This is a genomic window from Enterobacter sp. PL_is514 (assembly GCF_055816715.1).
Map to the genome: position 1 here is coordinate 119,224 of NZ_JBVPGN010000033.1, position 24,793 is coordinate 144,016.

Genomic DNA, 24,793 nt, shown 5'->3' on the forward strand with positions numbered 1-24,793 from the left:
ACGCCCCATCGTGGGCAGATAAATTAAGGTATTGAAAAAGTTAATTTAGCTGAGGCGTTGCGGCCCGGCACGAATGCCGTGAGTCTGGCTAATCCAGGTTGAAACAGAGAATGAGACAGGCGGAACGAGCGCGAGCTGCGTCGTCTGGCGAACCATAACCGGCGGCTGGCTGTCCTGCGTGAGCAGCGCGTTGAGCGTGTCCAGCAGCGCAAGATGCTGTGCCTGCACCGGAAGCGTCTCTTCCGCAACAGGCATGGCCTGTGGTGCCATCGCGAAGGAGAGATGACGGATAACCGTGCGGATAGCGTGCTGGTGCCAGTAATCAACGGAGAAATTCGGGCGGCGGCTGGCTTCAAGCCACGCGAGGTTTGTAAAGTTAACCCGCGTGTTGAGATCGTGTTTGGTGGTAGAGGTTTTCGCGGGCGTCGCCGCTTCTGCACTGTTGCTGAGCGCAGGCAAGCCGAAACTCGCCGCGACCATCCCTAATAAGAGATGCGGCCAGAAGTAACGTCTGCCAAATTGTCGCCAGCGCGTCAGTATTCCGCTCACCTGCTCCACCCAATAAGCCAGCCTTGCAGAGGCTGAGTTCAGTTATTCTTTTTAGCGCCCAGATAGTACCACTAAAGCTAATGTACATCAGCAGGAATGAGGTGCCGCCGCGGGGAAAAACGGTCAAGAATGCAGCTAACGCACACATTTTCTGCGTAAGACAAACGAGAGATAACGCCGGGGCAAACGAAGAAGGGTAAAAATAAAAACGACTGGTCTTCCTGGTCGGAGAGAGTACCAGGTTAACCAGTCGATTTTTTTACGAAACGGTTTGAACCGTTACGCCAGAACCATGCTTGGTGCTTTGAAAGCCAGCGGCAGTTCAGCTTCGTCTTCGAAGGTCACATATTCCCAGGCTTCCTGTTTTGCCAGGACGGCCTGCAACAGTTTGTTGTTCAGCGCATGACCGGATTTGAACGCGGTAAATGCACCAATGATGTTGTGACCACACATGAACAGGTCGCCGATAGCATCCAGCATTTTGTGACGAACGAATTCATCTTCGAAACGCAGGCCGTCTTCGTTCAGTACGCGATAATCGTCAACAACGATGGCACAATCGAAGCTGCCGCCCAGGCACAGGCCGCGGGACTGCAGATATTCGATATCACGCATGAAGCCAAATGTACGGGCTCGGCTGATCTGGCGCATAAACGCATCAGCAGAGAAGTTCATCGCATAGCGTTGGGTGCTGGAGTCAATCGCCGGATGGTTAAAGTCGATGGTAAAGTCCAACGAGAAACCATTGTACGGTTTGAATTCAGCCCACTTGTCGCCATCTTCGACGCGAACGGTCTCTTTGATGCGTACAAATTTCTTCGCGCAGTTCAGTTCTTCGATGCCGGCATCCAGCAACAGATAGACGAACGGTGCAGCACTGCCATCCATAATCGGGATTTCTGGCGCATCGACTTCAACAATAATGTTGTCGATACCCAGACCCGCCAGGGCGGCGTTCAGGTGCTCTACGGTAGAAATCCGCACGTCATGCTCGTTCACCAGACAAGTACAGAGCATAGTATCACGCACAGATTTGGCATCGGCCGGAAAATCTACCGGTGGATTCAAGTCGGTGCGACGATAGATGACCCCGGTATTGGCCGGCGCAGGGCGTAACGTCAGCGTGACTTTCTTGCCGGTATGTAAACCGACACCAGTCGCCTGAACGATACGTTTAAGTGTCCTTTGTTTGATCATCGTATAATCTCGCCAAATTAACTATCCAACCGAGAGTGTATATCACTAACGGTGGGCCAGTTTAGCACAAAGAGCGCAAATCCCCTAATTCCAGCCAATTCTTAGTCAGCTTGCTTACGCAGGAACGCCGGGATATCCAGATAATCTGGCTCTTTCGCCGTTTGCGGCGTTGGGTCATTCACCACTTTCGCGGCCGGTTTCTGCTCCTGAGTCAGAGGAGACATACCGTGCTGCTGGTAACGATCCATTACCGGTTGCTGAGTCTGCTTGTTGGTCACTAAGGTGATCTCAGGACGTTTGTCCATACCGATACCGGTCGCAACAACGGTAACACGCAGCTCGTCGTTCATTTCAGGGTCAAGGGAAGTACCGATTACCACGGTAGCGTTGTCAGAGGCGAACGCACGGATAGTGTTACCCACGGTTTCGAACTCATCCAGACGCAGGTCGAAGCCAGCGGTAATGTTGACCAGCACGCCGCGCGCACCAGACAGATCGATATCTTCCAGCAGTGGAGAAGAGATAGCCATTTCAGCCGCTTCTTCTGCACGGTCTTCACCGCTCGCCACGCCAGAGCCCATCATCGCGTAGCCCATTTCGGACATCACGGTGCGAACGTCTGCAAAGTCAACGTTCATCAGGCCAGGACGGGTAATCAGTTCAGCGATACCCTGAACCGCACCTTTCAGCACGTCGTTTGCTGCACCGAATGCGTCCAGCAGGGAGATACCGCGACCCAGAACTTTCAACAGCTTATCGTTCGGGATGGTGATCAGCGAGTCCACATGCTTGGACAGCTCGGTGATACCCTGCTCCGCGAACGCCATACGCTTCTTGCCTTCAAAGTTGAAAGGCTTGGTCACGACAGCAACGGTCAGGATACCTAAATCTTTTGCCACTTCAGCCACAACAGGTGCTGCGCCGGTACCGGTACCGCCACCCATACCTGCTGCGATGAAGACCATGTCCGCACCTTCCAGTGCAGCGCGCAGGGCTTCACGATCTTCTTCAGCCGCATTGCGACCCACTTCCGGGTTAGCCCCTGCTCCCAGCCCTTTGGTGATACCACCGCCGATCTGGATAGTCTGGCCTACAGCCGTTTTACGCAGTGCCTGTGCATCGGTGTTAACTGCGAAGAACTCAACACCCTCAATGCGTTCACGCACCATATGCTCTACGGCGTTACCGCCGCCGCCACCGACGCCGATGACTTTAATCACCGCGTCGTTGGTCAGTTCCATAGGTTCAAACATAATTTCTCTCTCCGTTGTGCCTGTCGCCCGAGACCGCTAATTCTCTCCGGTCTCTTAAAAAAATTAAAACTCTTTTCGCAACCAGTTGTTCAGTCGTTTGACCCACGACCCCACTGAGACGCGTTTTTCCACTTCTGCTTCACCACTGAGATGAGATTCCTTCCCGTAGTGGAGCAGGCCCACGGCCGTTGAATAATACGGCTCCTGAGCATAATCCGTTAAACCGGTGATATTCAGCGGCGCACCAATACGCACCTGCGTATGGAACACGCGCTGTGCACAGGCCGCAAGACCTTCAATTTGCGCTGCGCCGCCGGTTAATACAATCCCCGCCGCAAGATGATGTTTAACGCCCTGCTGACGAAGCTGTTCCTGTAACTGTAAAATCTCTTCGTTGACCAGGTTGAGCAGCTCGGTATAGCGCGGCTCAATCACCTCTGCCAACGTCTGGCGCTGCAGGCTGCGCGGTGGACGACCACCAACGCTCGGCACTTCAACGCTCTCATCTTTGCCAACAATAGACCCCAGCGCACAGCCGTGGCGCACTTTAATCGCTTCTGCATCGCTCGGCGGCGTACCAAAAGCGTAAGCAATATCGCTGGTCACGACGTTCCCTGCGTACGGGATCACTTTGGTGTGGCGCAACGCACCGCCGGTATATACGGCAATATCCATTGTACCACCACCAATATCGACCACACAGACACCCAGTTCACGTTCATCTTCGGTCAGCACGGAATAACTTGCCGCCAGACCCGCGAAAATAAGTTGGTCAACTTTCAGGCCACAACGTTCAACGGCTTTTACAATGTTCTTCGCCATATCGTTGTGACATGTGATCAGGTGCACTTTTGCCTGCATACGTACGCCAGAAAGACCGACCGGGTTCTTGATCCCTTCCTGGTAGTCAATCGCATATTCCTGCGGGATGACATGCAGCACGCGATGCTCATCGCGGACGCGCACGGACTTCGCCGTGTGCACGACGTTTTCAACGTCTTCCTGCGTGACTTCTTCCTCAGAAATCGGCACCATACCGATTTCGTTCTGGCAGCTAATGTGCTTACCAGAAAGGGCCAGATAGACAGAAGAAATCTGGCAATCTGCCATCAATTCAGCCTGATCGATGGCGCGCTGGACGCACTTCACCACCGATTCAAGATCGTTTACCCCACCTTTATCCATACCACGGGACGGGCAACTGCCCACGCCAATGATATTGACCATACCGTCGGGCAGAACTTCCCCTACTAAAGCGGCAACCTTCGCGGTGCCAATCTCCAGTCCAACTACCAGTTTTCTGTCCGTCGCCTTGATCATTGTTGTTCTGCCTGTACCTGTGCCTGATTCTGTTGCTGATTAGGTTCCTCGACCGGAGCCGGTACCCAACCGACTGCTGCGCCTGAGTCATAGCGCAAATCAACGTAGCTTATCCGTTTGCCGTCAGTCTGTGCCTGCTGCTGTAAAACCGGGTAAAGTTCGACAAAACGCGCCAGACGTTTCATGGTGTCCCCGCGCCCCAGGTTGAGCTTAATGCCGTTCGTTAACGTAAGCTGCCAGGAACGGCGCGCCGTCATGGCAGCATCTTTTAACGTAAACCTGTCCTTCGCCAGCACCTGACCCATCTCGCGAAAACCCTGTAACACTTCGTTTTCGCTGCCTTCAGGGCCATACAACATCGGTAAATTTTGCTTGTTGACACGATCGGCCGGGACGCTGAAGGAATTTCCGTCGACGTCAACCATGTGCTGATCATTCCAACGCGCAATGGGCACATATTCAACCAGATGAATCTTCAATTCATCAGGCCATTGCTTTCTTACGCTCGCCTGTTTTATCCATGGCAGACGTTCAATCTGGCTCTGGATAATATTGACGTCCTGCGTCATAAAGGTGCCAGGCGAGCCCAGTGCCAGTATTGACTGGCGAATATCGTCGTTACGCGTGTAGTGACGCTCACCGGTGACCACCAGCTTAGAAAGTGGCAACCGCTGCGCATCTTCCATCCAGCCCAGGACCATCCAGCCGCTGATAAACACGGTGCACAGCACCCCGAGCAGGAAAATGATGCCTGCAAGACGCGTTCCATTACTGCGGCGTGAAGAGGTGTATTCTTCCTCGTCATCGCGGTTGCGCGTGTTCAATGCAGCCTGAGACATATCAGCCCGCCTGGTCCAGAATGCGTACGACTAACTGCGAGAAGCTCATCCCCGCCTGACGCGCGGCCATCGGCACAAGGCTGTGGCTGGTCATTCCCGGAGAGGTATTGGCTTCCAGCAGATAAAATTGTCCATCCCGGTCCTGCATCACGTCGATGCGCCCCCAGCCCTGGCAACCCAGAACATGCCAGGCTTTAAGCACCAGGGACTGTAAATCGGCTTCACGCTCAGCTTCAAGACCACTTGGGCAGAAATATTGCGTCTCATCAGAGAGATACTTCGCCTCATAATCATAGAAGACTCCAGCGGGTTGGATACGGATTGACGGTAAAATTTCTTCGCCAAGCATCGCGACGGTAAATTCTGGCCCGCTGAGCCATTTTTCAATCAGAACTTCTTCATCATGTTGAAATGCCAGTGCTAAAGCGGACGAAAAATCTTCAGCTTTGTCGACTTTGGACATTCCCACACTGGAGCCTTCCCGGCTGGGCTTTACAATAACCGGTAAGCCCAGTTCAGCAATGCGTGTATTAACGCTATCCGGCAGGCCCAATTCAAATTCGCGACGCGTCAGTGCAACCCATGGCGCAACGGGTAACCCCGCGCCCTGCCACAGGAGTTTGCTGCGCAGTTTATCCATAGAGATAGCGGAGGCCATCACGCCACTGCCGGTGTACGGCATGCCGATCAAATCCAGAAGCCCCTGCAGGGTGCCATCTTCACCGCCACGACCGTGTAAAGCGATAAAGACTTTATCGAAACCCATGGCTTTTAATTGCGTCACGTCGACCTCTTTTGGGTCGACCAGGTGCGCATTGACGCCCCCTTCACGCAGGCCCGCGAGCACAGCCGCGCCGGAATTCAGGGAAACCTCACGCTCTGCTGAGGTGCCGCCAGACAGGACAGCAATCTTATCAGCCATGATGCTCATCCTCCTGAGTTTGCGGCTTCAGTTTGATTTCAGCTAAGGTACGGGCGATTTTGCCGATATTTCCCGCCCCCTGAATCAGAATCAGATCGTTACCTGTCAGGACCGGTGCCAGAATTTCCGCCACCTGTGCAGGGTCAGAAACCAGAATAGGGTCAACTTTACCGCGTCCACGGATGGTGCGACATAAAGAACGACTGTCTGCGCCCGGAATCGGAGTTTCGCCCGCTGAATAAACATCCAGCATTAACAGTGTATCGACCTGTGAAAGGACGCTGGAGAAATCGTCGTACAGATCGCGCGTACGCGTGAAGCGGTGCGGCTGGAAGATCATCACCAGATTCTTGTCAGGCCAGCCTGCACGTGCGGCTTTGATGGTGGCGTCCACTTCGGTCGGATGGTGGCCGTAGTCGTCCACCAGCATCGCTGTGCCGGCTTTACCGTTCACGGCGTCCAGCGGGAATTCACCGAGGAAGTCGAAGCGACGGCCGGTGCCCTGGAAGCTTTCCAGCGCGCGCAGAATCGCATCATCATCAATGCCTTCTTCCGTCGCGACGGCCACTGCCGCTGCGGCATTGAGGGCGTTATGACGACCTGGCGCATTCAGCGTGACGTGCAGCAGTTCTTTGTCCTGACGCGCCAGCGTGAAATGCCCCTGCGCACCAATCTGTTTGTACTCTTCCACGCGAACGTCAGCGTCTTCGCTGAAGCCGTAAGTGGTGATTTGACGACCCACGCGCGGCAGCAGCTCACGGATCACCGGATCGTCTACGCACATCACCGCGCGTCCATAGAACGGCAGGTTGTGCAGGAAGTTGATGAAGGTCTGCTTTAGGTTCTCGAAGTCGCCCTGGTAGGTATCCATATGGTCAGCTTCGATGTTGGTGACAATCGCCACCATTGGCTGCAGGTGCAGGAACGACGCGTCGCTCTCATCCGCTTCGGCAATCAGATAACGGCTGTGGCCCAGACGCGCATGTACGCCTGCGGCTTTGACCAGACCGCCGTTGACGAAGGTCGGATCGAGACCCGCTTCCGCATAAATACTGGAGACCATCGCCGTGGTCGTGGTTTTACCGTGGGTCCCGGCAATAGCGATGCCGTGACGGAAACGCATCAGTTCCGCCAGCATTTCAGCACGGCGGATCACCGGAATGCGCGCTTCATGCGCGGCAACGATTTCCGGGTTGTCAGAGGAAATGGCGCTTGAGACCACCACCACGCTCGCATCGCGCACGTTTTCCGGACGATGGTTGAAATAGATAGTCGCCCCAAGCGATGCCAGCTGCTGCGTAACAGGGTTTGGCGCCAGGTCAGACCCGCTGATCTGATAGCCTTCGTTAGCTAACACTTCGGCAATACCGCCCATGCCAGCACCACCGATGCCAACAAAGTGAATGTGCCGGACGCGACGCATCTCGGGCACGATTGAACGCAGTTTTGCCAGTTGTTGTGTATTCATTCTCTAAACGCCATCGACTACTTAAAATTCGTGCCGCGCTTCACGCGCTGCGAGGGTTAAGCCTGGGCTGCCAGGCTCACTTCTTTTGCCACCCGTTCCGTCGCATCAGGGATAGCGGCCGCGCGCGCGCGTTGCGCCATCTCCAGCAGTGCGTCTCTGTTCCAGCCCGCCAGGGTGGTGGCGACCGCGTCGGCGGTAAATTGTGGCTGCTCAAATATCTTCGCGGCACCGGCTTTCTCAAGCGGCAGCGCATTCCAGTACTGCTGTCGGTCTTTGTGCTGGAACGGCACAAACAGGGCAGGCAGACCGGCGGCGGCGATCTCGCTCACCGTCAGCGCGCCTGAACGACAGACCACGACATCGGCCCAGGCATACGCTGCCGCCATGTCGTCGATAAACTCTGTGACTTTATGCTGCGGCTGACCTTCGTCTGCGTAAGCCTGCTCAACGGTCTGCTGAGCGCCTTTTCCGCTCTGGTGCCAGATCGTCACGGCATTCCCCAGCTTTGCGGCAACCTGCGGCATCGTCTGGTTTAAGATACGCGCGCCCTGAGAGCCGCCGACGACCAGTACACGCACCGGCCCTTCACGGCCCGTCAGACGAGCGTCCGGCAGCGGCAGCGCCAGCACGTCCACACGCACCGGGTTACCTACGACGTCCGCTTTCGGGAACGCGCCGGGAAACGCCTGCATAACTTTGGTGGCGATTTTCGCCAGCCACTTGTTGGTCAGACCGGCAATACCGTTCTGCTCATGCAGCACAACGGGAATACCTAACGACCACGCCGCCAGCCCGCCAGGACCCGAGACATAGCCGCCCATGCCCAGCACCACATCCGGCTTAAAGCGCTTCATGATGGTGCGCGCCTGACGCCAGGCGTTAAAAATACGCACCGGTGCCAGCAGCATTGCCTTGAGGCCTTTGCCCCGAAGGCCGGAAATACGAATAAAGTCGATCTCGATACCGTGCTTCGGTACCAGATCGGCTTCCATGCGGTCTGCGGTTCCCAGCCAGCGTACCTGCCAGCCCTGATCCATTAAATGGTGCGCAACCGCCAGTCCCGGGAACACGTGTCCGCCGGTACCGCCTGCCATCACCATTAACCGCTTCGGTTGATTCATCGTGAACCTCGTGTAAACGCCTGGGCTTTTTCCAGACGCGTCTCATAATCTATACGCAACAAAAACATGATGGCCGTCGACATAATCAACAGACTGGAACCACCATAACTGATCAACGGCAACGTCAGACCTTTGGTCGGCAGCATACCCGCTGCGGCCCCGACGTTAACCAATGCCTGGAAGCTAAACCAGATACCAATTGAACAGGCTAAGAATCCTGAGAAGCGGTGATCGATCTCCAGCGCTTTCCGGCCGATGGACATGGCGCGGAAAGCGACGAAGAATACCATTAATAGCGCTAATACCACACCGATATAACCCAGTTCTTCCGCAATAATGGAGAAGATGAAGTCAGTGTGCGCTTCCGGTAAATACTCCAGTTTCTGTACCGAGTTACCCAGACCCTGTCCCCAGACTTCGCCGCGACCAAAGGCCATCAGCGACTGAGTCAGCTGATAACCGCTGCCGAACGGATCTTCCCACGGGTTCCAGAACGAGGTTACACGGCGAATACGGTAAGGCTCGGCGAGGATCAGCAGCACAACCGCCGAAATCCCCATTCCGATGATAGCGATGAACTGCCACAGCTTCGCGCCCGCCAGGAACAGCATCGCCAGGGTGGTAACGAACAGCACGACAACGGTACCGAGGTCAGGCTGCGCCAGCAGTAATACCGCCAGCACCAGAATCACGCCCATCGGTTTTAAGAAGCCGCGCAGGTTATTACGCACTTCATCTACCTTACGCACCAGGTAGTTAGCCAGGTAGCAGAATAGGGAGAGCTTGGTAAATTCCGCAGGTTGAATACGCAGCGGGCCAAAGGCGATCCAGCGCGATGCCCCATTAACAGAGCTCCCCACCACCAGTACGATCAGCAGCATAATAATCGAGGCGATCAGCATCGCCGTACTGTGCCGCTGCCAGAACTCCATTGGCAGACGCAAGGTCACCAGCGCCAGGCAAAACGCCAGGATGATGTACAGACCATCACGCTTGGCAAACAGGAAAGGATCGTTCGCCAGACGCTGCCCGACGGGCATTGAGGCTGACGTCACCATAATAAAGCCGACCGCTGCCAGCCCCATCGTGAGCCAGAACAGCGTGCGATCGTACATGACCAGACTATCGTTATCTTTTTGACGAGAGCCCATCACCCAGCCTTTGAGCGCCGCAAACAGCCATGCCAGGATCCCAAATCCTGGCAGGCGCGGCATTTTCAGGCGAGGGAGAGATAAACGCATCAGCCTAACTCCTTCGCCAGGCGGGTAAAGACATCACCACGCTGTTCGAAATTCTTGAATTGATCGAGGCTGGCGCAGGCCGGAGAGAGCAGCACCATATCGCCTGGCTTCACGCGAGGAGCAATCAGCCGCATCGCCTGTTCCATGGTTTCGGTTTGCTCGGCGACCTCAGGGCGCAGTGCAGCCAGCTCGCTGCCGTCACGGCCGAAGCAGTACAGACGGACGTTATCACCGGAAAGATACGGTTTCAGGGAGGAGAAATCCGCTGATTTACCGTCGCCGCCCAGCAGCAAATGCAGCGTGCCGTCAACGTGCAGGCCGTTCAGCGCGGCCTCCGTGCTGCCCACGTTGGTGGCTTTAGAGTCGTTGATCCAGCGTACGCCGTTGTGCTCCAGCGCCAGCTGGAAACGGTGTGCCAGCCCAGAAAACGTGGTTAATGCTTTCAGGCTGGAGGAGCGTGGCAACCCTACTGCATCTGCCAGCGCCAGCGCCGCCAGGGCATTGGTATAGTTGTGCTGACCAGTGAGCTTCATCTCTTTCACGTTCAGCACTTTCTCACCCTTCACGCGCAGCCAGGTTTCGCCCAGCTGGCGGTTCAGGTGGTAATCCCCCATCGTAATACCGAAGCTGATGCAGCGATCGTCTGCGCCACGCACCGGCATGGTCAGCGCATCATCGGCATTCACTACGCAGACTTTGGCATTCTCATAAACGCGCAGCTTGGCGGCACGGTACTGCTGCAGACCAAATGGATATCTGTCCATGTGATCTTCAGTCACGTTGAGGATTGTCGCAGCCGCAGCGTGCAGGCTGGAGGTTGTTTCCAGCTGGAAGCTGGAAAGCTCGAGAACATACAGCTCACAGCCTTTGTCCAGCAGCATCAGAGCGGGTAAACCAATGTTACCGCCAACGCCGACGTTCATGCCCGCCGCTTTCGCCATTTCACCCACCAGGGTAGTGACGGTGCTTTTACCGTTAGAACCGGTAATGGCGATAACGGGCGCCTGCGCTTCGCGGCAGAACAGCTCAATATCGCCGATAATCTCAACGCCCGCATCCGCGGCAGCGCTCAGTGAAGGATGCGCCAGCGCCATTCCCGGGCTGGCGACAATCAGATCGGCTGCCAGCAGCCAGTCATCATTCAGACCACCAAGGTGGCGTTCAACCTGTTCAGGCAGTTTGTCCAGACCCGGCGGAGAGACACGCGTATCCATCACGCGCGGCGTCACGCCACGCGCGAGGAAAAAGTCCACGCAGGAGAGTCCCGTAAGACCCAACCCGATGATAACGACTTTTTTGCCCTGGTAATCTGCCATGATTAACGTACCTTCAGCGTTGCCAGGCCAATCAGCACCAGCATCAGCGAAATAATCCAGAAGCGCACAATCACGCGCGGCTCCGGCCAGCCTTTCAGTTCATAGTGGTGGTGAATCGGCGCCATACGGAAGATGCGCTGACCGCGCAGCTTGAAGGAACCGACCTGCAAAATCACCGACAGGGTTTCAACCACAAACACACCGCCCATGATCACCAGCAGGAACTCCTGACGCAGCAGTACGGCGATAATGCCGAGCGCACCGCCCAAAGCCAGAGAACCGACGTCCCCCATAAAGACCTGCGCCGGATAAGTGTTGAACCACAGGAAGCCCAGCCCCGCGCCGACAATCGCCGTACAGACGATCACCAGCTCACCCGCGTGGCGCAGATAAGGGATGTGCAGGTAGTTCGCAAAGTTCATGTTACCGGTCGCCCATGCCACCAGCGCAAAACCGGCGGCGACAAAGACGGTTGGCATAATGGCCAGGCCATCCAGACCGTCGGTCAGGTTTACGGCGTTGCCGGTACCGACAATCACAAAGTAGGCCAGCAGGATGTAGAACAGCCCCAGCTGTGGCATCACGTCCTTAAAGAACGGCACGACCAGCTCGGTGGCTGGCGTATCTTTCCCGGCCAGATACAGCGCGAAGGCCACGCCCAGCGCAATCACCGACATCCAGAAATATTTCCAGCGGGCAATCAGGCCTTTGGTGTCTTTACGAACAACTTTGCGGTAATCATCAACAAAACCGATGATCCCGTAACCCACCAGTACCGTCAGAACGCACCAGACGTACGGGTTGGAGGGATAGGCCCACAGCAGCACGGAAACGACGATGGCGGTCAGGATCATGATCCCGCCCATGGTCGGCGTGCCGCGTTTGCTGAAGTGCGATTCCGGACCGTCGTTACGTACAACCTGACCGAAAGAGAGTTTTTGCAGACGGGCAATCATGCGCGGGCCCATCCACAACGAGATGAACAGCGCAGTCAGCAGGCTGACGATGGCGCGAAACGTCAGATATGAAAAGACGTTAAAGCCTGAATAATATTTGACCAAATGTTCGGCCAGCCAAACTAACATGTCCCGTTCTCCTGTAATGCGTGCACAACCTCTTCCATGGCGGCACTACGTGAACCTTTCACTAACACAGTCACAATTTGTTTTTCTGCAATCAACGCTTTGAGGCGCTCTATCAACGCGGCTTTGTCAGCAAAATGCTCGCCAACGCCGCTGGCATAGCTAATCGCCTGGCTCAGTTTTCCTGCGCTCAGCACACGGTCCAGCCCCGCCGCTTTCGCCGCTTCACCGACCTGGATATGACAGGCTTCGCTTTCGTCGCCCAGCTCTGCCATATCGCCAACTACCATGATGCGATAGCCCGGCATTTCAGATAACACCTGCACCGCCGCCGTCATCGAGCCAACGTTCGCGTTGTAGGAGTCATCCAGCAGCAGCTTATTTTCCGAAAGCTGAATCGGGAACAGACGTCCCGGCACGGCTTTCAGGTTCGCCAGCCCGGTTTTAATCGCTTCATGCGACGCGCCCACCGCCGTCGACAACGCCGCCGCCGCAAGCGCATTGGCGATGTTATGGCGACCCGGCAGCGGCAGCAGCACATCGACACCACCCGTTGGGGTGGTGAGGGTGAATTCTGTGCCGTGCGACGTCACGTGGATATTGGTCGCGGTAAAATCACTGTTGACCGCATTCGGCGAGAAGCGCCAGGTTTTACGCGAACCAATAATGCTCTGCCAGTTCAGCCAGTCGTTGTTATCGGCGTTCAGGATGGCGATACCGTCATCCGGCAGGCCGGTGTAAATCTCACCTTTGGCTTTTGCTACGCCTTCCAGCGAGCCAAAGCCTTCCAGATGCGCAGCCGCGAGGTTATTCACCAGCGCGGCTTCCGGGCGAGTCAGGCTCACGGTCCAGGCGATTTCGCCCTGGTGGTTTGCCCCTAACTCGATCACCGCAAATTCATGTTCTTTGGTCAGGCGGAGTAATGTCATCGGCACGCCAATGTCATTATTGAGGTTGCCCGCGGTATAAAGCGTATTCCCGCACTGGCTGAGGATCGCCGCCGTCATCTCTTTCACCGACGTCTTGCCTGATGATCCGGTCAGGGCGACAACGCGCGCAGGGACCTGCTGACGGACCCAGGCGGCCAGCTCACCGAACGCGAGACGCGTATCTTTCACCACAATTTGCGGCAGTTCGATATCCAGCTTGCGGCTGACCAGCAGCGCACCGGCGCCGTTCTCTTTGGCCTGTTCAGCAAAATCATGCGCGTCAAAACGCTCGCCTTTCAGCGCCACAAACAGACAGCCTGCGGTGATTTTGCGGGTGTCCGTCGTGACGGCATCAATCGTCAGGTCTTGCCCGTGCAGGTCGCCCTGCAGAATGGCAGCGGCCTGGCTTAACGTGATGCTAATCATGCCACGACTCCCAGCAGACGTGCTGCCGTTACGCGGTCCGAGTAGTCCAGACGGCGATTGCCAACGATCTGATAATCTTCATGGCCTTTACCCGCCAGCAGGACAACATCATTCTCCCGCGCCTGCATGATGGTGTTAGTCACGGCTTCCGCACGGCCTTCCACCACGCGAGCGCGGCCCGCGTCCAGCATGCCCGCCAGAATGTCATTGATGATGGCGCGCGGCTCTTCCGTACGCGGGTTGTCATCGGTGACTACCGGAATATCTGCAAACTGCTCGGCAATAGCCCCCATCAGCGGGCGTTTGCCTTTGTCACGATCGCCGCCGCAGCCAAACACGCACCAGAGCTTACCGGTACAGTGCAGGCGCGCCGCTTCCAGCGCTTTTTCCAGCGCATCCGGCGTGTGGGCATAATCAACCACAACGGTCGGTTTACCCGGCGCGCTAAACACTTCCATACGGCCACAAACTGGCTGCAGACGCGCGGCGGTTTTCAGCAGCTCAGCCATCGGGTAACCCAGCGCCAGCAGCGTTGCCAGCGCCAGCAGCAGGTTGCTGACGTTAAACGCCCCCATCAGGCGGCTTTCAATTTCGCCTTCACCCCAGGAAGAGGCAAAGCGGATGGTCGCCCCGCTGTCGTGATATTTCACCTCAACCGCCTTCAGCCAGCGGCCGTGGCAGTTTGGATTGATATGGTCTTCCATCGACACTGCAACCGCATCCGGCAGCTTTGCCAGCCAGCGGCGGCCCACTTCGTCGTCGGCGTTGATGATGGCTTGTCCGTAATGGTGAGTAGAGAACAGCAGCCATTTCGCGGCTTCGTAATGCTCCATATCACCATGATAATCAAGATGATCGCGGCTCAGATTGGTAAACACGGAAGCGGCAAATTTCAGCGCCGCGACGCGGTGCTGTACCAGACCGTGCGAAGAGACTTCCATCGCAGCAAAGGTTGCCCCCTGCCCTGCCAGACCGGCAAGCACATGCTGTACGTCTACCGCGGAGCCGGTGGTGTTTTCCGTTGGGCTCACTTTGCCCAGCAGGCCGTTACCTACGGTCCCCATCACCGCACCGGTTTCACCCAGCAGCTGGGCCCACTGCGCCATCAGCTGCGTGGTGGTGGTTTTACCGTTGGTACCCGTCACGCCAACCAGGCGCAGCTGGTCGGAAGGTTCGTGATAAAAACGCCCCGCCAGTGCGGAAAGACGTTCGTTTAACTGGCTGAGATAGATGACCGGTACGCCGTGCATTTCACGGATCTCACCGTCGGTTGCCTCATCTTTAGCCTCAGCAATAATGGCAGCCACACCTTGCGCAATCGCCTGCGGGATATAACGACGCCCGTCCGCCTGATGACCGACCACCGCCACAAAAAGATCGCCAGAAGCAGCCACGCGGCTGTCCAGTATCATCTCTCGCAGTGCTCGCTCCGGTGCATTTGGCACCCACGGAGCGAGAAGGTCGCGCAAATTACGATCTGCCACCTGTACCCTCGCCTTGATTAATTACAAATTCACTTTTTTCGCCCGTCGCCAGCGCATCCGGTTCAATGTTCATGGTACGTAACACGCCGCCCATGATAGCCCCGAACACAGGCGCGGAGACGGCGCCGCCGTAGTATTTACCCGCCTGTGGATCGTTAATCACGACCACCAGCGCAAAACGCGGATTGCTTGCAGGCGCAACGCCTGCGGTATAGGCAATGTATTTGTTGATATAGCGGCCATCCGGCCCCACTTTTTTCGCCGTACCGGTCTTGATAGCGATGCGATAACCTTTGATTGCCGCCTTCACGCCGCCGCCGCCGGGCAGCGCCACGCTTTCCATCATATGAACAACAGTACGGACGGTCGATTCCGGGAAGATACGCTCACCGGGAACCGGTGGATCAACTTTGGTAATCGACAGCGGACGATAAACGCCATAGCTGCCGATCGTTGCGTAGACTCGCGCTAACTGTAACGGGGTTACCATTAGCCCGTAGCCGAAAGAGAAGGTGGCCCTCTCTATGTCAGACCACCGTTGTTTTTGAGGATATAAGCCACTGCGTTCTCCGACCAACCCCAAATTGGTCGCCTTTCCAAGCCCAAAACGTGAGTAAGTCTCTACTAACGCTGAGGACGGCATCGCTAACGCCAGCTTTGAAACACCGACGTTACTCGACTTCTGTAACACCCCGGTCAGGGTCAATTCGCTGTAGCGCGCCACGTCTTTGATTTCGTGACCGTTAATTCGGTAAGGAATGGTATTCAGTACGGTATTTTCATTAACGATACCGCGCTGAAGTGCAGTCATGACGACCATCGGCTTAACGGTCGAACCCGGTTCGAACACGTCGGTGATGGTACGGTTACGCATAATATCCTTTTGCGTACCGGTAAGATTGTTAGGGTTGTAGGACGGGCTATTGGCCATCGCCAGCACTTCACCCGTGTTGACATCAACTAACACGGCACTGCCCGATTCCGCTTTGTTAAAAGCCACGGCGTTGTTCAGCTCGCGGTAAACCAGCGCCTGTAACCGCTCATCGATACTCAGCGCAAGGTTGTGTGCTGCCTGGCTGTCCGTTGAGGAAATATCCTCGATCACGCGACCATAGCGGTCTTTACGCACAATGCGCTCACCGGGCTGGCCGGTCAGCCATTTATCAAAGCTTTTTTCAACGCCCTCAATCCCCTGGCTATCAACGTTAGTAAAGCCAATGAGGTGAGCAGTCACTTCGCCGGATGGATAGTACCGGCGGGATTCTTCACGCAGATGGATCCCCGGCAGCTTCAATTTTTTGATGTAGTCCGCCATGTCAGGATTCACCTGACGCGCCAGATAGATAAAGCGCCCTCTCGGGTTGGTATTCACGCGTGAAGATAACTGGTCCAGCGGCATCTTCAGCGCATCCGCAAGGGCCTTCCACCGGTTATCAAGCGTGATGCCGCCAGCATCATGCAGTTCTTTCGGATCGGCCCAGATAGCCTTCACCGGCACGCTCACCGCCAGCGGACGACCCGAGCGGTCGGTGATCATCCCACGGGATGTCGACACTTCCTGGACGCGCAGAGAGCGCATATCGCCCTGGCGTACCAGCATGTCAGGGGCGACGATTTGTAGCCAGGCCACGCGTCCGAGCAGGAAACCCAGCGCCAGTAAAATGCAGCCGCAAAGCAACGCAAAACGCCAACTGACAAAGTTGGCCTGTTCTTCCTGACGTTTTGGTTTTAGCGTTTTTGCCGCTGCTTTCATGCGTCGCGTTTTCCCTTATTTTTGTACTACGATATTTTCCTGCGAAGGATCAACATGCTGCAGCTGCAGCTTTTCCGTTGCGATCCGTTCAACCCGGCTATGATCGCCGAGCGCGTTTTCTTCAAGGATCAGATTTCGCCATTCAATATCCAGCGCATCGCGTTCCAGTACCATCTGCTCGCGTTGCGCAGTCAATAAACGTGTATGGTGGGCGGTGGTCACCACCGTAACTGCCGTGACAATGATGCAAATGAACAGACAGAGTGGCAGTTTCCCAAACCGCAAAAGATCGTCGCCGATCACGCCAGGCAAGGCATGGCGCTCGTTGCTTCCTAACGAATCCTTAACTTTGCTTAGGGTCTCTGTCACTCTGCCGATCATGCGTTCGTCCTCTCTGCAACACGCAGCACTGAACTACGGGCGCGTGGATTCTCTGCCACTTCTTCTTCGCCCGGCATCAACTTGCCTAATGCTCGCAACTGACGGCCCCCCAGCTTCCTGAGTTGTTCTTCCGTCATCGGCAGCCCCGCTGGCACCTGCGGACCGCGGCTTTGTTCACGCATGAAGCGTTTCACAATACGGTCTTCCAGCGAATGGAAGCTGATGATGGATAACCGCCCACCCGGGGCCAGCACGTCGAGCGAGCTTTTTAGCGCCAGCTCTATTTCCTCCAGTTCACTGTTTACCCAGATGCGAACCGCCTGGAAGGTACGGGTCGCGGGATGTTTGTGCTTATCCTTCACCGGTGTCGCCGCCGCGATCACTTCGGCCAACTCTTTGGTGCGGGTCATTGGCTCAATGCGATTGCGCTCAACGATGGCGCGCGCAATACGTTTGCCAAAGCGCTCTTCGCCGAACGTTTTGATGACCCATGCAATATCGGCTTCGTCAGCGGTCTGTAACCACTCAGCGGCAGACTGACCGCGCGTCGGGTCCATCCGCATGTCCAGCGGACCATCACGCATAAAGGAGAAACCACGTTCAGCATCATCAAGTTGGGGTGAAGAGACGCCAAGATCGAGAAGAATCCCGTCGATCTTGCCCGTCAGGCCGCGCTCAGCGACATAATCCGCGAGCGCAGAGAAAGGTCCATGCACGATGGAAAAGCGTGGGTCATTGATGGTCTGTGCAACGGCAATAGCCTGCGGATCGCGATCGATTGCCAGCAGACGTCCTTCCTCTCCAAGCTGGGAGAGAATCAAACGTGAGTGACCACCGCGACCAAAAGTGCCATCAATGTAGATGCCATCCGGACGAATATTCAGGCCGTTTACGGCCTCGTCCAGTAACACCGTTTTATGTTTATAATTTTCCATCATATTTATAGAGACAAGTCCTGCAGCCGTTCCGATAATGTCGCGGAATCAGACTGCTCAGCGTCGATATCTTCCTTGACCTGTTGATACCAGGTCGTTTCATCCCACAGTTCAAACTTGTTGAACTGCCCGACCAGCATCACTTCTTTGGTCAGACCGGCATGTTGCCGCAACACAGGGGCAATCAGTAATCGCCCTGCGTTATCCATCTGACATTCACTGGCATGTCCCAATAACAGCCGCTGTACGCGGCGTTCCTGCGGGTTCATGCTCGACAGTCGCGACAGCTTTTGCTCAATAATTTCCCATTCAGGCAAGGGGTAAAGCAGCAGGCAGGGGGAGTTAATGTCAATGGTGCAAACCATTTGACCCGCAGCGTTCTCAATCAGCTGGTCGCGGTATCGGGTTGGTACCGATAAACGCCCTTTGCTGTCGAGATTGACTAACGTAGCTCCACGGAACATGCCAGTCTCACCCCTCCTCACCACTTTAACCCACAAATTCCCACCTAAAGGAGTTTACGGAGCGAGGGAAAAGCTTGTCAAGCCAGGACTCTCCATATAAGGACTCGGAAGCCCTCTATTTACAGAGATAAACAGTCCTGGTTAATAACTGCACAACTGGCGAGGCAAAATTAACGTTATGAATATTTGTAAGAAAAAAACCGAATATGCACACTAGCGTTAAAGCTCACTCAATATCATCGCAGATAAATATAAAGTGTCAGTTTGCGACGCGGGCAGCATTTTATGACAGATTCTCAGGGGATAACAGCGCCAGATTCACCCAGGCACCCGGTAAGCGCAGCGGTTGCCACGTAAGCTGGCAAAGGAGGAGGAAAAACGTCTGATTATTCATCGACCGAAAAGGGTTTGTAACAAAATAATACAAACAATGCCGTTTAAAATCGACCGGACGTTCTTAAAAAGACAATTTAAAAGCCAGAATGAATTAAGAAAAATAGGTGATTAGGATCCCTCAAGAATTATCCTAATTTCTCTCCGGGAATTATCTGCACGAATTATCGCAACAAAAGGGGGCAGATTTCGCCGCCCCGGTCATTTCATTTTTGGCGGCTTAAAATTCCGCGATGGTAGAGATTACGTTTGATACGCGTCAGGCCCGGTTTCGGCTTGCGCGGCTCATCCAGGCTTGCCAGCACAATCTCCAGCACGCGTTCAGCCACATCGCGGTGACGCTGTGCTACCGCCAGCACCGGGCACTGGAGGAAGTCGAGCAGCTCGTTATCCCCGAACGTGGCAATCGCCAGGTCGGAGGGCAGTTTACCTTCCCGGCGTAAGGTCACGTCCATGACGCCCTGCAACAGCGCAAACGACGTGGTGAACAGCGCCTGAGGCATCGGATGCGTTTCCAGCCATTTCTCGAACAGCTGCGCGGCGGCTTCACGCTCGTAGCTGTTGGCATAGAGGTAGTGAACCTCGCGCGGATCGTCTTTCCAGGCGGTTCTGAATCCCTGCTCGCGCAGGAAGCTCACGGAAAGCTCGGGCAACGCGCCAAGATACAGCACCGTTTCCGCGGGGAACGTTCTCAACTCTGCGGCCAGCATTTCTGCATCATCCTGATCCGCACCCACGACGCTGGTGAAATGCTCGCGATCGAGCGCGCGATCCAGCGCCACAATTGGGAACGGGTCATTCGCCCAGCGCTGGTAGAACGGATGCTCTGGCGGCAAGGAGGTCGACACGATAATGGCATCCACCTGACGCTGGAGCAGATGCTCAATACAGCGCATCTCGTTATCAGGCTGGTCTTCTGAGCAGGCAATCAGCAACTGATAGCCGCGCTGACGCGCCTGACGTTCAAGATAGTTGGCGATACGGGTATAGCTGGTGTTTTCCAGGTCAGGGATCACCAGACCAATAGAGCGGGTACGCCCGGCACGCAGACCGGCTGCGACAGCATTCGGATGGTAGTTATGCTCACGAACCACCGCCATAACTTTTTCAACGGTCTTGTCGCTGACACGGTACTGCTTTGCTTTACCGTTAATCACATAGCTGGCCGTTGTCCGTGACACGCCGGCTAGCCGGGCGATTTCATCCAGTTTCACAATTGCCCCTTAAAAAAAGAAAAGAGTCCATGGCCCTGTCAAGGTTATGGTTAAATCTTTTAACATCTAAACGCAGAAAAGCCTTCGCGGCAACCGCTTTTATCTGCGTTGTCGGCTGATTACGCAAAAAAAAGCCCGGCTTTGGTGACCGGGCAGAAAGAGGCGAACCTTTTTGACAACTAACGCATGATTTTCTCGCCGCGTGACAGACCGACTACACCCGATCTCGCGACCTCAACAATTTTTGCGACATCCCGCACTGACGCCAGGAAAGCATCCAGCTTGTCGCTTGTCCCAACCAGCTGAACCGTATAAAGAGAAGGGGTGACGTCAATAATCTGTCCGCGGAAAATATCCGCATTGCGTTTAACTTCTTCACGCCCGTAGCCGCTGGCCTGGATTTTCACCAGCATGACCTCTCGTTCAACGTAGGCCCCCTGCCCCAGCTCGCTCACGCGCAGCACATCAACCAGCTTATGCAGCTGTTTCTCAATCTGCTCAAGCACTTTGGCATCGCCGACGGTTTGGATCGTCATGCGCGATAGCGTAGGGTCTTCCGTCGGGGCAACGGTCAGGCTTTCAATGTTATAGCCGCGCTGTGCAAAAAGACCAATGACGCGCGACAGTGCGCCAGACTCGTTTTCCAGTAAAACAGATAATATCCGGCGCATATCAGGTTCTCTCCGTTTTGCTTAACCACATTTCATCCATACCACCACCACGAATATGCATCGGATAAACGTGTTCGGTCCCATCAACAATCACATCCATAAAGACGAGGCGGTTGTTTTTAACGTGCTCAAGCGCTTGCGCGAGCTTCGCTTCCAGCTCAGCCGGATCGGTTACCCGCATGCCTACATGGCCGTAAGCTTCAGCAAGACGAACAAAGTCCGGCAGCGATTTCATGTATGACTGAGAATGACGGCCAGAGTAGATCATATCCTGCCACTGCTTCACCATACCGAGATACCCGTTATTCAGGTTCAGCACCAGTACCGGCAGTTCATATTGCAGCGCGGTAGACAGTTCCTGAATGTTCATCTGAATACTGCCATCACCGGTCACGCAGACGACGGTTTCATTCGGCAACGCCAGCTTCACGCCCAGCGCGGCAGGCAGACCAAAGCCCATGGTTCCTAAACCACCGGAGTTGATCCAGTGTCGCGGTTTATCAAACGGGTAATACAGGGCGGCAAACATCTGGTGCTGTCCCACGTCTGAGGTTACGTACGCCTCACCTTTCGTCAGTCGCCACACCGCTTCGATGACCGCCTGCGGCTTAATGTTTTCGCTTTGCGTGTCATATTTCAGGCACTGACGCGCGCGCCACTGTTCAATCTGCTGCCACCAGTCGCGGATCTCATCCAGCGGCTGGGTTGCACTCTCCTGGGTCAGCAGGTCCAGCATTTGCTCCAGAACCTGACGAGCATCACCGACGATCGGCACATCAGCCGCCACTGTTTTTGAAATTGACGTAGGATCGATATCAATGTGCAGCACGGTGGCGTTCGGGCAATACTTTGCCAGGTTGTTGGTGGTGCGATCGTCAAAGCGCACGCCGACGGCAAAGATCACATCGGAGTGATGCATCGTCATGTTGGCTTCATAGGTACCGTGCATACCCAGCATGCCGAGCGCCTGGCGGTGAGTGGCGGGAAACGCCCCCAGCCCCATCAGCGACGACGCCACAGGAAGGTTGAGTTTTTCGACCAGCTCACGAAGCTGGGTTTCACAGGCAGCGTTGATCGCCCCGCCGCCGACATAGACGACCGGTTTTTTGGCTGCCAGAAGCGTTTGCAACGCCCGCTTGATCTGTCCTTTATGCCCCTGCGTTGTTGGGTTATAAGAGCGCATGCTGACCGATTCCGGCCAGACATAAGGCAGCTTGTTTGCCGGGTTCAGGATATCTTTAGGCAGATCGACCACCACCGGTCCTGGACGTCCGCTCGCCGCCAGCCAGAAGGCTTTTTTCAGTACGCCGGGAATGTCTTCTGTTTGCTTGACCAGGAAGCTGTGCTTCACAACGGGACGCGAAATCCCGACCATGTCGCACTCCTGAAAAGCATCGTAGCCAATCAGTGAGGTTGCCACCTGCCCGGAGAGGATCACCAGCGGGATAGAGTCCATATAGGCCGTCGCAATGCCGGTAATGGCATTTGTCGCGCCGGGGCCGGACGTGACTAACACCACGCCCACTTCACCCGTCGCACGCGCCAGGCCGTCAGCCATGTGCACCGCCGCCTGCTCGTGACGTACCAGAACATGGTCAATGCCCCCTACCGTATGCAGCGCATCATAAATATCGAGGACCGCACCGCCAGGGTAGCCGAACACTTGCTTTACGCCCTGATCGATCAGCGACCGAACGACCATTTCCGCGCCAGACAACATCTCCATGCTTTGCCTCCAGGCATTTTGTTATAGACGGACTGCCGAATTCATTTCCGCACCGTCTTACGATTGGGATAAACCAATCTTATATTTTGCAGAGTGTTCTTTACCTTAACCGCTCGTTATGAGGCAGGCAATTAGCAAACCCGGGTAGATAAACGGCGCGTAAAGCAGAAAAAGCAGGCGTTAACAGGAGATATGGTTAATTCCTCTGGGAATAGAGGATGGGGTGATAAATCATCGCTGAAAAGCGCGACAATGCAGGAAATCATCTATTTTTGCGTGCCGGAGAGCAGCCCGAAAAAAAGCACCACAGAATAAAATAGCAATTATCTAAAAGAACTCAGGATAAATCACATAAACCGATGCGATTTATCCTGATGCGCTTACCGGCGACAGATGCCAACCAGCAACTCTTCCATCCACTGATGCCCTTTATCCCGACCCGCCGCTTCATGCCAGGAAAGATAACAGGTACGGCTATTTAGCTTGAGCGGCAGAGGTAAAATTTGCAGGTTTAACGGGTCAGAAAACTCTTCTGCCAGCCAGCGCGGCGCAATCGCCACCAGTTGCGTCTGGGAGACCACGTTTAATACGCTAACCATGGCCATGCCCTGATACGCCACGCTCGCCTGTTTATCCGCAGTGTCATACCACGGCAGGCTAAAGGAAGCATATCTGTCGAGTGCAACAACGGCGTGCTGCTCGTTATAAACATCGCTTTCTAGCAGCGGAGAATTCAGGCGCGGATGTTTTTTACTGGCGACGAGAACCATTTCATCTTTAAACAGCGGCACACAGGAAAATTCTGGACGACGGAACTCTTCATACCCCAGAACGAATTCAATCTCCTGATAGCGTAACTGATGTTCCGTGTTTTGATTCAGGGATGATTTAAAAACCAGGTTGATATTTGGTGCGATCTCTTCAACTTTATTATAAATAATCGACGTTAAATAATTATCTAATGGGCTACAGACGCAAAGATGGAATACGCGCTCGCTGCTTAAGGGTTCAAAGCCCGAGCCCGGCAGCTCGTTTTGTACCAACTGCAACGCCTGGCGGATGGAGCCGAACAGCTGGAATGCGCGCGCCGTAGGCTGGATCCCTCTTCCGTAACGAACAAACAATTCGTCGTTAAACATGACCTTAAGCCTGGCAACGGCATTACTCACAGCAGGTTGTGACATCCCCAAGGCCTGGGCCGCGCGGGTAATATTCTGTTCCTGCATGACAGCATCAAACACCGTCAGAAGATTAAGATCCACCGTGCGTAACTGCGGTTTAATCCCATCAGTAGCTTGAGGTTGTTTAATATTATTTTCTGACACTTCTGACTCCACTGTCACGCTACACTCCCTTTGCTCACGTACGGTAATCATCTCGAAAATATGATTTACCATGCAAATACGATCAGCAAAAGAGAATTATTTAAAATTCGGAATATATAAAGACTCTATAATAACGAAAATTAATGAGCGCAAATGATATGTTTGACTTTAGGATTTGAATGAAACCATAAACCAAACAAATATACAATTGCCATCAGGTTAATGATGACTTAAGTATTATTAAACTGTTATTGCTATCGCCATACAGTTAGTTAACAACCTGTTATATCTGTTCGCTTTTCAGCATTATGGAACAGATTCACTGCATTTATAACTTAATGATATTAAAACCTTTTAATCACAACGCATTCTCTTCAGGACATTTCACTCATTTTTAAACAATTATATTTATTTGTTTCTGCAACTCTTTTCTCAAGTCCAAAATTAGACAATTAGTCGGGTCGCGAAAGCTAAAACCAGCACAATTAGCTAAAGTGAATACCCTGCTGATTCCGTCTGTCGGGCCCGTTTTCATCGTCAGGGGTTGACATGAACGGCCGTATCCAGTACCACTAAAAGCATATTGAATTTAACGGGGCACGATTCATGATTCGCACCATTCGTTTCACCGGTCTACTACTACTAAACGCATTCACTGTGCGCGGTAGACTGGCGGGCGAAATTCAGCGTTGAATCGTCACCAGTAAGACTAAAAACCCGCGCCACTGCGCGGGTTTTTTTATGCTCGTAGCAAGGCGCCCTAAGACTGACAAGGACCTAACCC

The 24,793-nt window shown here is 54.7% G+C and carries 22 protein-coding genes; 1 reads left to right on the top strand and 21 read right to left on the bottom strand.

Going from position 1 to position 24,793, the window contains the following annotated elements; all coding sequences use genetic code 11:
- Positions 1–45 precede the first annotated feature (45 nt).
- The 21 genes from secM to leuO all read right to left on the bottom strand — a co-directional run bounded on the left by secM (position 46) and on the right by leuO (position 24,009).
- Entirely contained in the window at positions 46–549 is a 504-nt protein-coding gene (gene secM / locus AC0TNG_RS13605) for a secA translation cis-regulator SecM (protein WP_073961640.1), read from the bottom strand.
- A 279-nt stretch (positions 550–828) separates the two neighbouring features.
- Complete coding sequence (lpxC, locus tag AC0TNG_RS13610) at positions 829–1,746, bottom strand: UDP-3-O-acyl-N-acetylglucosamine deacetylase (RefSeq protein ID WP_008501977.1); 918 nt, start codon at positions 1,744–1,746, stop codon at positions 829–831.
- Between the two features lie 101 nt (positions 1,747–1,847).
- Positions 1,848–2,999 (bottom strand): cell division protein FtsZ, encoded by a 1,152-nt coding sequence (ftsZ, locus tag AC0TNG_RS13615; RefSeq protein ID WP_008501978.1) that lies wholly within the window; start codon positions 2,997–2,999, stop codon positions 1,848–1,850.
- Between the two features lie 63 nt (positions 3,000–3,062).
- Complete coding sequence (ftsA, locus tag AC0TNG_RS13620; protein ID WP_023334508.1) at positions 3,063–4,319, bottom strand: cell division protein FtsA; 1,257 nt, start codon at positions 4,317–4,319, stop codon at positions 3,063–3,065.
- On the bottom strand, positions 4,316–5,158 hold the full coding sequence (gene ftsQ, locus AC0TNG_RS13625) for a cell division protein FtsQ (RefSeq protein WP_023293285.1): 843 nt from the start codon (positions 5,156–5,158) through the stop codon (positions 4,316–4,318). The genes ftsA and ftsQ overlap by 4 nt, the downstream gene beginning before the upstream one ends.
- Before the next feature lies 1 nt (position 5,159).
- Positions 5,160–6,080: a D-alanine--D-alanine ligase gene (locus AC0TNG_RS13630; RefSeq protein ID WP_473712532.1), complete on the bottom strand. Its 921-nt coding sequence runs from the start codon at positions 6,078–6,080 to the stop codon at positions 5,160–5,162.
- Positions 6,073–7,548 carry a UDP-N-acetylmuramate--L-alanine ligase gene (gene murC / locus AC0TNG_RS13635; RefSeq protein ID WP_473712533.1) on the bottom strand — a complete coding sequence of 492 codons (1,476 nt, stop codon included), beginning with the start codon at positions 7,546–7,548 and terminating at the stop codon, positions 6,073–6,075. Before murC ends, AC0TNG_RS13630 begins: the two co-directional genes overlap by 8 nt.
- A 56-nt stretch (positions 7,549–7,604) precedes the next feature.
- Positions 7,605–8,669 carry an undecaprenyldiphospho-muramoylpentapeptide beta-N-acetylglucosaminyltransferase gene (murG, locus tag AC0TNG_RS13640; protein WP_248165995.1) on the bottom strand — a complete coding sequence of 355 codons (1,065 nt, stop codon included), beginning with the start codon at positions 8,667–8,669 and terminating at the stop codon, positions 7,605–7,607.
- Positions 8,666–9,910 (bottom strand): cell division protein FtsW, encoded by a 1,245-nt coding sequence (gene ftsW, locus AC0TNG_RS13645; protein ID WP_024907458.1) that lies wholly within the window; start codon positions 9,908–9,910, stop codon positions 8,666–8,668. Before ftsW ends, murG begins: the two co-directional genes overlap by 4 nt.
- Positions 9,910–11,226, bottom strand: coding sequence for a UDP-N-acetylmuramoyl-L-alanine--D-glutamate ligase (gene murD, locus AC0TNG_RS13650; RefSeq protein WP_024907457.1), 1,317 nt, complete (start codon positions 11,224–11,226; stop codon positions 9,910–9,912). Before murD ends, ftsW begins: the two co-directional genes overlap by 1 nt.
- A 2-nt stretch (positions 11,227–11,228) precedes the next feature.
- On the bottom strand, positions 11,229–12,311 hold the full coding sequence (mraY, locus tag AC0TNG_RS13655) for a phospho-N-acetylmuramoyl-pentapeptide-transferase (RefSeq protein ID WP_008501985.1): 1,083 nt from the start codon (positions 12,309–12,311) through the stop codon (positions 11,229–11,231).
- Complete coding sequence (gene murF, locus AC0TNG_RS13660) at positions 12,305–13,663, bottom strand: UDP-N-acetylmuramoyl-tripeptide--D-alanyl-D-alanine ligase (protein WP_473712534.1); 1,359 nt, start codon at positions 13,661–13,663, stop codon at positions 12,305–12,307. The genes mraY and murF overlap by 7 nt, the downstream gene beginning before the upstream one ends.
- On the bottom strand, positions 13,660–15,147 hold the full coding sequence (murE, locus tag AC0TNG_RS13665) for a UDP-N-acetylmuramoyl-L-alanyl-D-glutamate--2,6-diaminopimelate ligase (RefSeq protein WP_473712535.1): 1,488 nt from the start codon (positions 15,145–15,147) through the stop codon (positions 13,660–13,662). Before murE ends, murF begins: the two co-directional genes overlap by 4 nt.
- A complete protein-coding gene (locus AC0TNG_RS13670) occupies positions 15,134–16,900 on the bottom strand; it encodes a peptidoglycan glycosyltransferase FtsI (RefSeq protein ID WP_024907454.1) in 1,767 nt (588 codons plus the stop codon). The genes murE and AC0TNG_RS13670 overlap by 14 nt, the downstream gene beginning before the upstream one ends.
- 15 nt (positions 16,901–16,915) lie before the next feature.
- Complete coding sequence (gene ftsL / locus AC0TNG_RS13675; RefSeq protein WP_008501989.1) at positions 16,916–17,281, bottom strand: cell division protein FtsL; 366 nt, start codon at positions 17,279–17,281, stop codon at positions 16,916–16,918.
- Positions 17,278–18,219 carry a 16S rRNA (cytosine(1402)-N(4))-methyltransferase RsmH gene (rsmH, locus tag AC0TNG_RS13680; protein WP_021240527.1) on the bottom strand — a complete coding sequence of 314 codons (942 nt, stop codon included), beginning with the start codon at positions 18,217–18,219 and terminating at the stop codon, positions 17,278–17,280. Before rsmH ends, ftsL begins: the two co-directional genes overlap by 4 nt.
- A gap of 2 nt (positions 18,220–18,221) precedes the next feature.
- On the bottom strand, positions 18,222–18,680 hold the full coding sequence (gene mraZ, locus AC0TNG_RS13685; protein WP_021240528.1) for a division/cell wall cluster transcriptional repressor MraZ: 459 nt from the start codon (positions 18,678–18,680) through the stop codon (positions 18,222–18,224).
- Positions 18,681–19,279: 599 nt separating this feature from the next.
- A complete protein-coding gene (gene cra / locus AC0TNG_RS13690; protein WP_008501993.1) occupies positions 19,280–20,287 on the bottom strand; it encodes a catabolite repressor/activator in 1,008 nt (335 codons plus the stop codon).
- A gap of 179 nt (positions 20,288–20,466) precedes the next feature.
- Positions 20,467–20,958, bottom strand: coding sequence for an acetolactate synthase small subunit (ilvN, locus tag AC0TNG_RS13695; RefSeq protein ID WP_008501994.1), 492 nt, complete (start codon positions 20,956–20,958; stop codon positions 20,467–20,469).
- Position 20,959: 1 nt separating this feature from the next.
- Positions 20,960–22,684, bottom strand: coding sequence for an acetolactate synthase 3 large subunit (ilvI, locus tag AC0TNG_RS13700; RefSeq protein ID WP_473712536.1), 1,725 nt, complete (start codon positions 22,682–22,684; stop codon positions 20,960–20,962).
- A gap of 380 nt (positions 22,685–23,064) precedes the next feature.
- The gene (gene leuO / locus AC0TNG_RS13705) at positions 23,065–24,009 is read right to left on the bottom strand and encodes a transcriptional regulator LeuO (RefSeq protein ID WP_050597746.1); all 945 of its coding nucleotides are present in this window, start codon (positions 24,007–24,009) and stop codon (positions 23,065–23,067) included.
- Between the two features lie 606 nt (positions 24,010–24,615).
- On the opposite strand from leuO, the gene leuL reads away from it, so the two are divergent.
- On the top strand, positions 24,616–24,702 hold the full coding sequence (gene leuL, locus AC0TNG_RS13710) for a leu operon leader peptide (protein WP_071787438.1): 87 nt from the start codon (positions 24,616–24,618) through the stop codon (positions 24,700–24,702).
- Positions 24,703–24,793 lie beyond the last annotated feature (91 nt).

Excerpts from the sequence above, each read along its gene's own strand:
- mraY (WP_008501985.1), bottom strand. The coding sequence starts at position 12,311 with ATGTTAGTTTGGCTGGCCGAACATTTGGTCAAATATTATTCAGGCTTT.
- murG (WP_248165995.1), bottom strand. The coding sequence starts at position 8,669 with ATGAATCAACCGAAGCGGTTAATGGTGATGGCAGGCGGTACCGGCGGA.
- AC0TNG_RS13670 (WP_024907454.1), bottom strand. The coding sequence starts at position 16,900 with ATGAAAGCAGCGGCAAAAACGCTAAAACCAAAACGTCAGGAAGAACAG.
- murD (WP_024907457.1), bottom strand. The coding sequence starts at position 11,226 with ATGGCAGATTACCAGGGCAAAAAAGTCGTTATCATCGGGTTGGGTCTT.
- lpxC (WP_008501977.1), bottom strand. The coding sequence starts at position 1,746 with ATGATCAAACAAAGGACACTTAAACGTATCGTTCAGGCGACTGGTGTC.
- ilvI (WP_473712536.1), bottom strand. The coding sequence starts at position 22,684 with ATGGAGATGTTGTCTGGCGCGGAAATGGTCGTTCGGTCGCTGATCGAT.
- AC0TNG_RS13630 (WP_473712532.1), bottom strand. The coding sequence starts at position 6,080 with ATGGCTGATAAGATTGCTGTCCTGTCTGGCGGCACCTCAGCAGAGCGT.
- ftsA (WP_023334508.1), bottom strand. The coding sequence starts at position 4,319 with ATGATCAAGGCGACGGACAGAAAACTGGTAGTTGGACTGGAGATTGGC.
- ftsL (WP_008501989.1), bottom strand. The coding sequence starts at position 17,281 with ATGATCGGCAGAGTGACAGAGACCCTAAGCAAAGTTAAGGATTCGTTA.
- murC (WP_473712533.1), bottom strand. The coding sequence starts at position 7,548 with ATGAATACACAACAACTGGCAAAACTGCGTTCAATCGTGCCCGAGATG.
- leuL (WP_071787438.1), top strand. The coding sequence starts at position 24,616 with ATGATTCGCACCATTCGTTTCACCGGTCTACTACTACTAAACGCATTC.
- rsmH (WP_021240527.1), bottom strand. The coding sequence starts at position 18,219 with ATGATGGAAAATTATAAACATAAAACGGTGTTACTGGACGAGGCCGTA.
- ftsW (WP_024907458.1), bottom strand. The coding sequence starts at position 9,910 with ATGCGTTTATCTCTCCCTCGCCTGAAAATGCCGCGCCTGCCAGGATTT.
- murF (WP_473712534.1), bottom strand. The coding sequence starts at position 13,663 with ATGATTAGCATCACGTTAAGCCAGGCCGCTGCCATTCTGCAGGGCGAC.
- mraZ (WP_021240528.1), bottom strand. The coding sequence starts at position 18,680 with ATGTTCCGTGGAGCTACGTTAGTCAATCTCGACAGCAAAGGGCGTTTA.
- ftsQ (WP_023293285.1), bottom strand. The coding sequence starts at position 5,158 with ATGTCTCAGGCTGCATTGAACACGCGCAACCGCGATGACGAGGAAGAA.
- ilvN (WP_008501994.1), bottom strand. The coding sequence starts at position 20,958 with ATGCGCCGGATATTATCTGTTTTACTGGAAAACGAGTCTGGCGCACTG.
- ftsZ (WP_008501978.1), bottom strand. The coding sequence starts at position 2,999 with ATGTTTGAACCTATGGAACTGACCAACGACGCGGTGATTAAAGTCATC.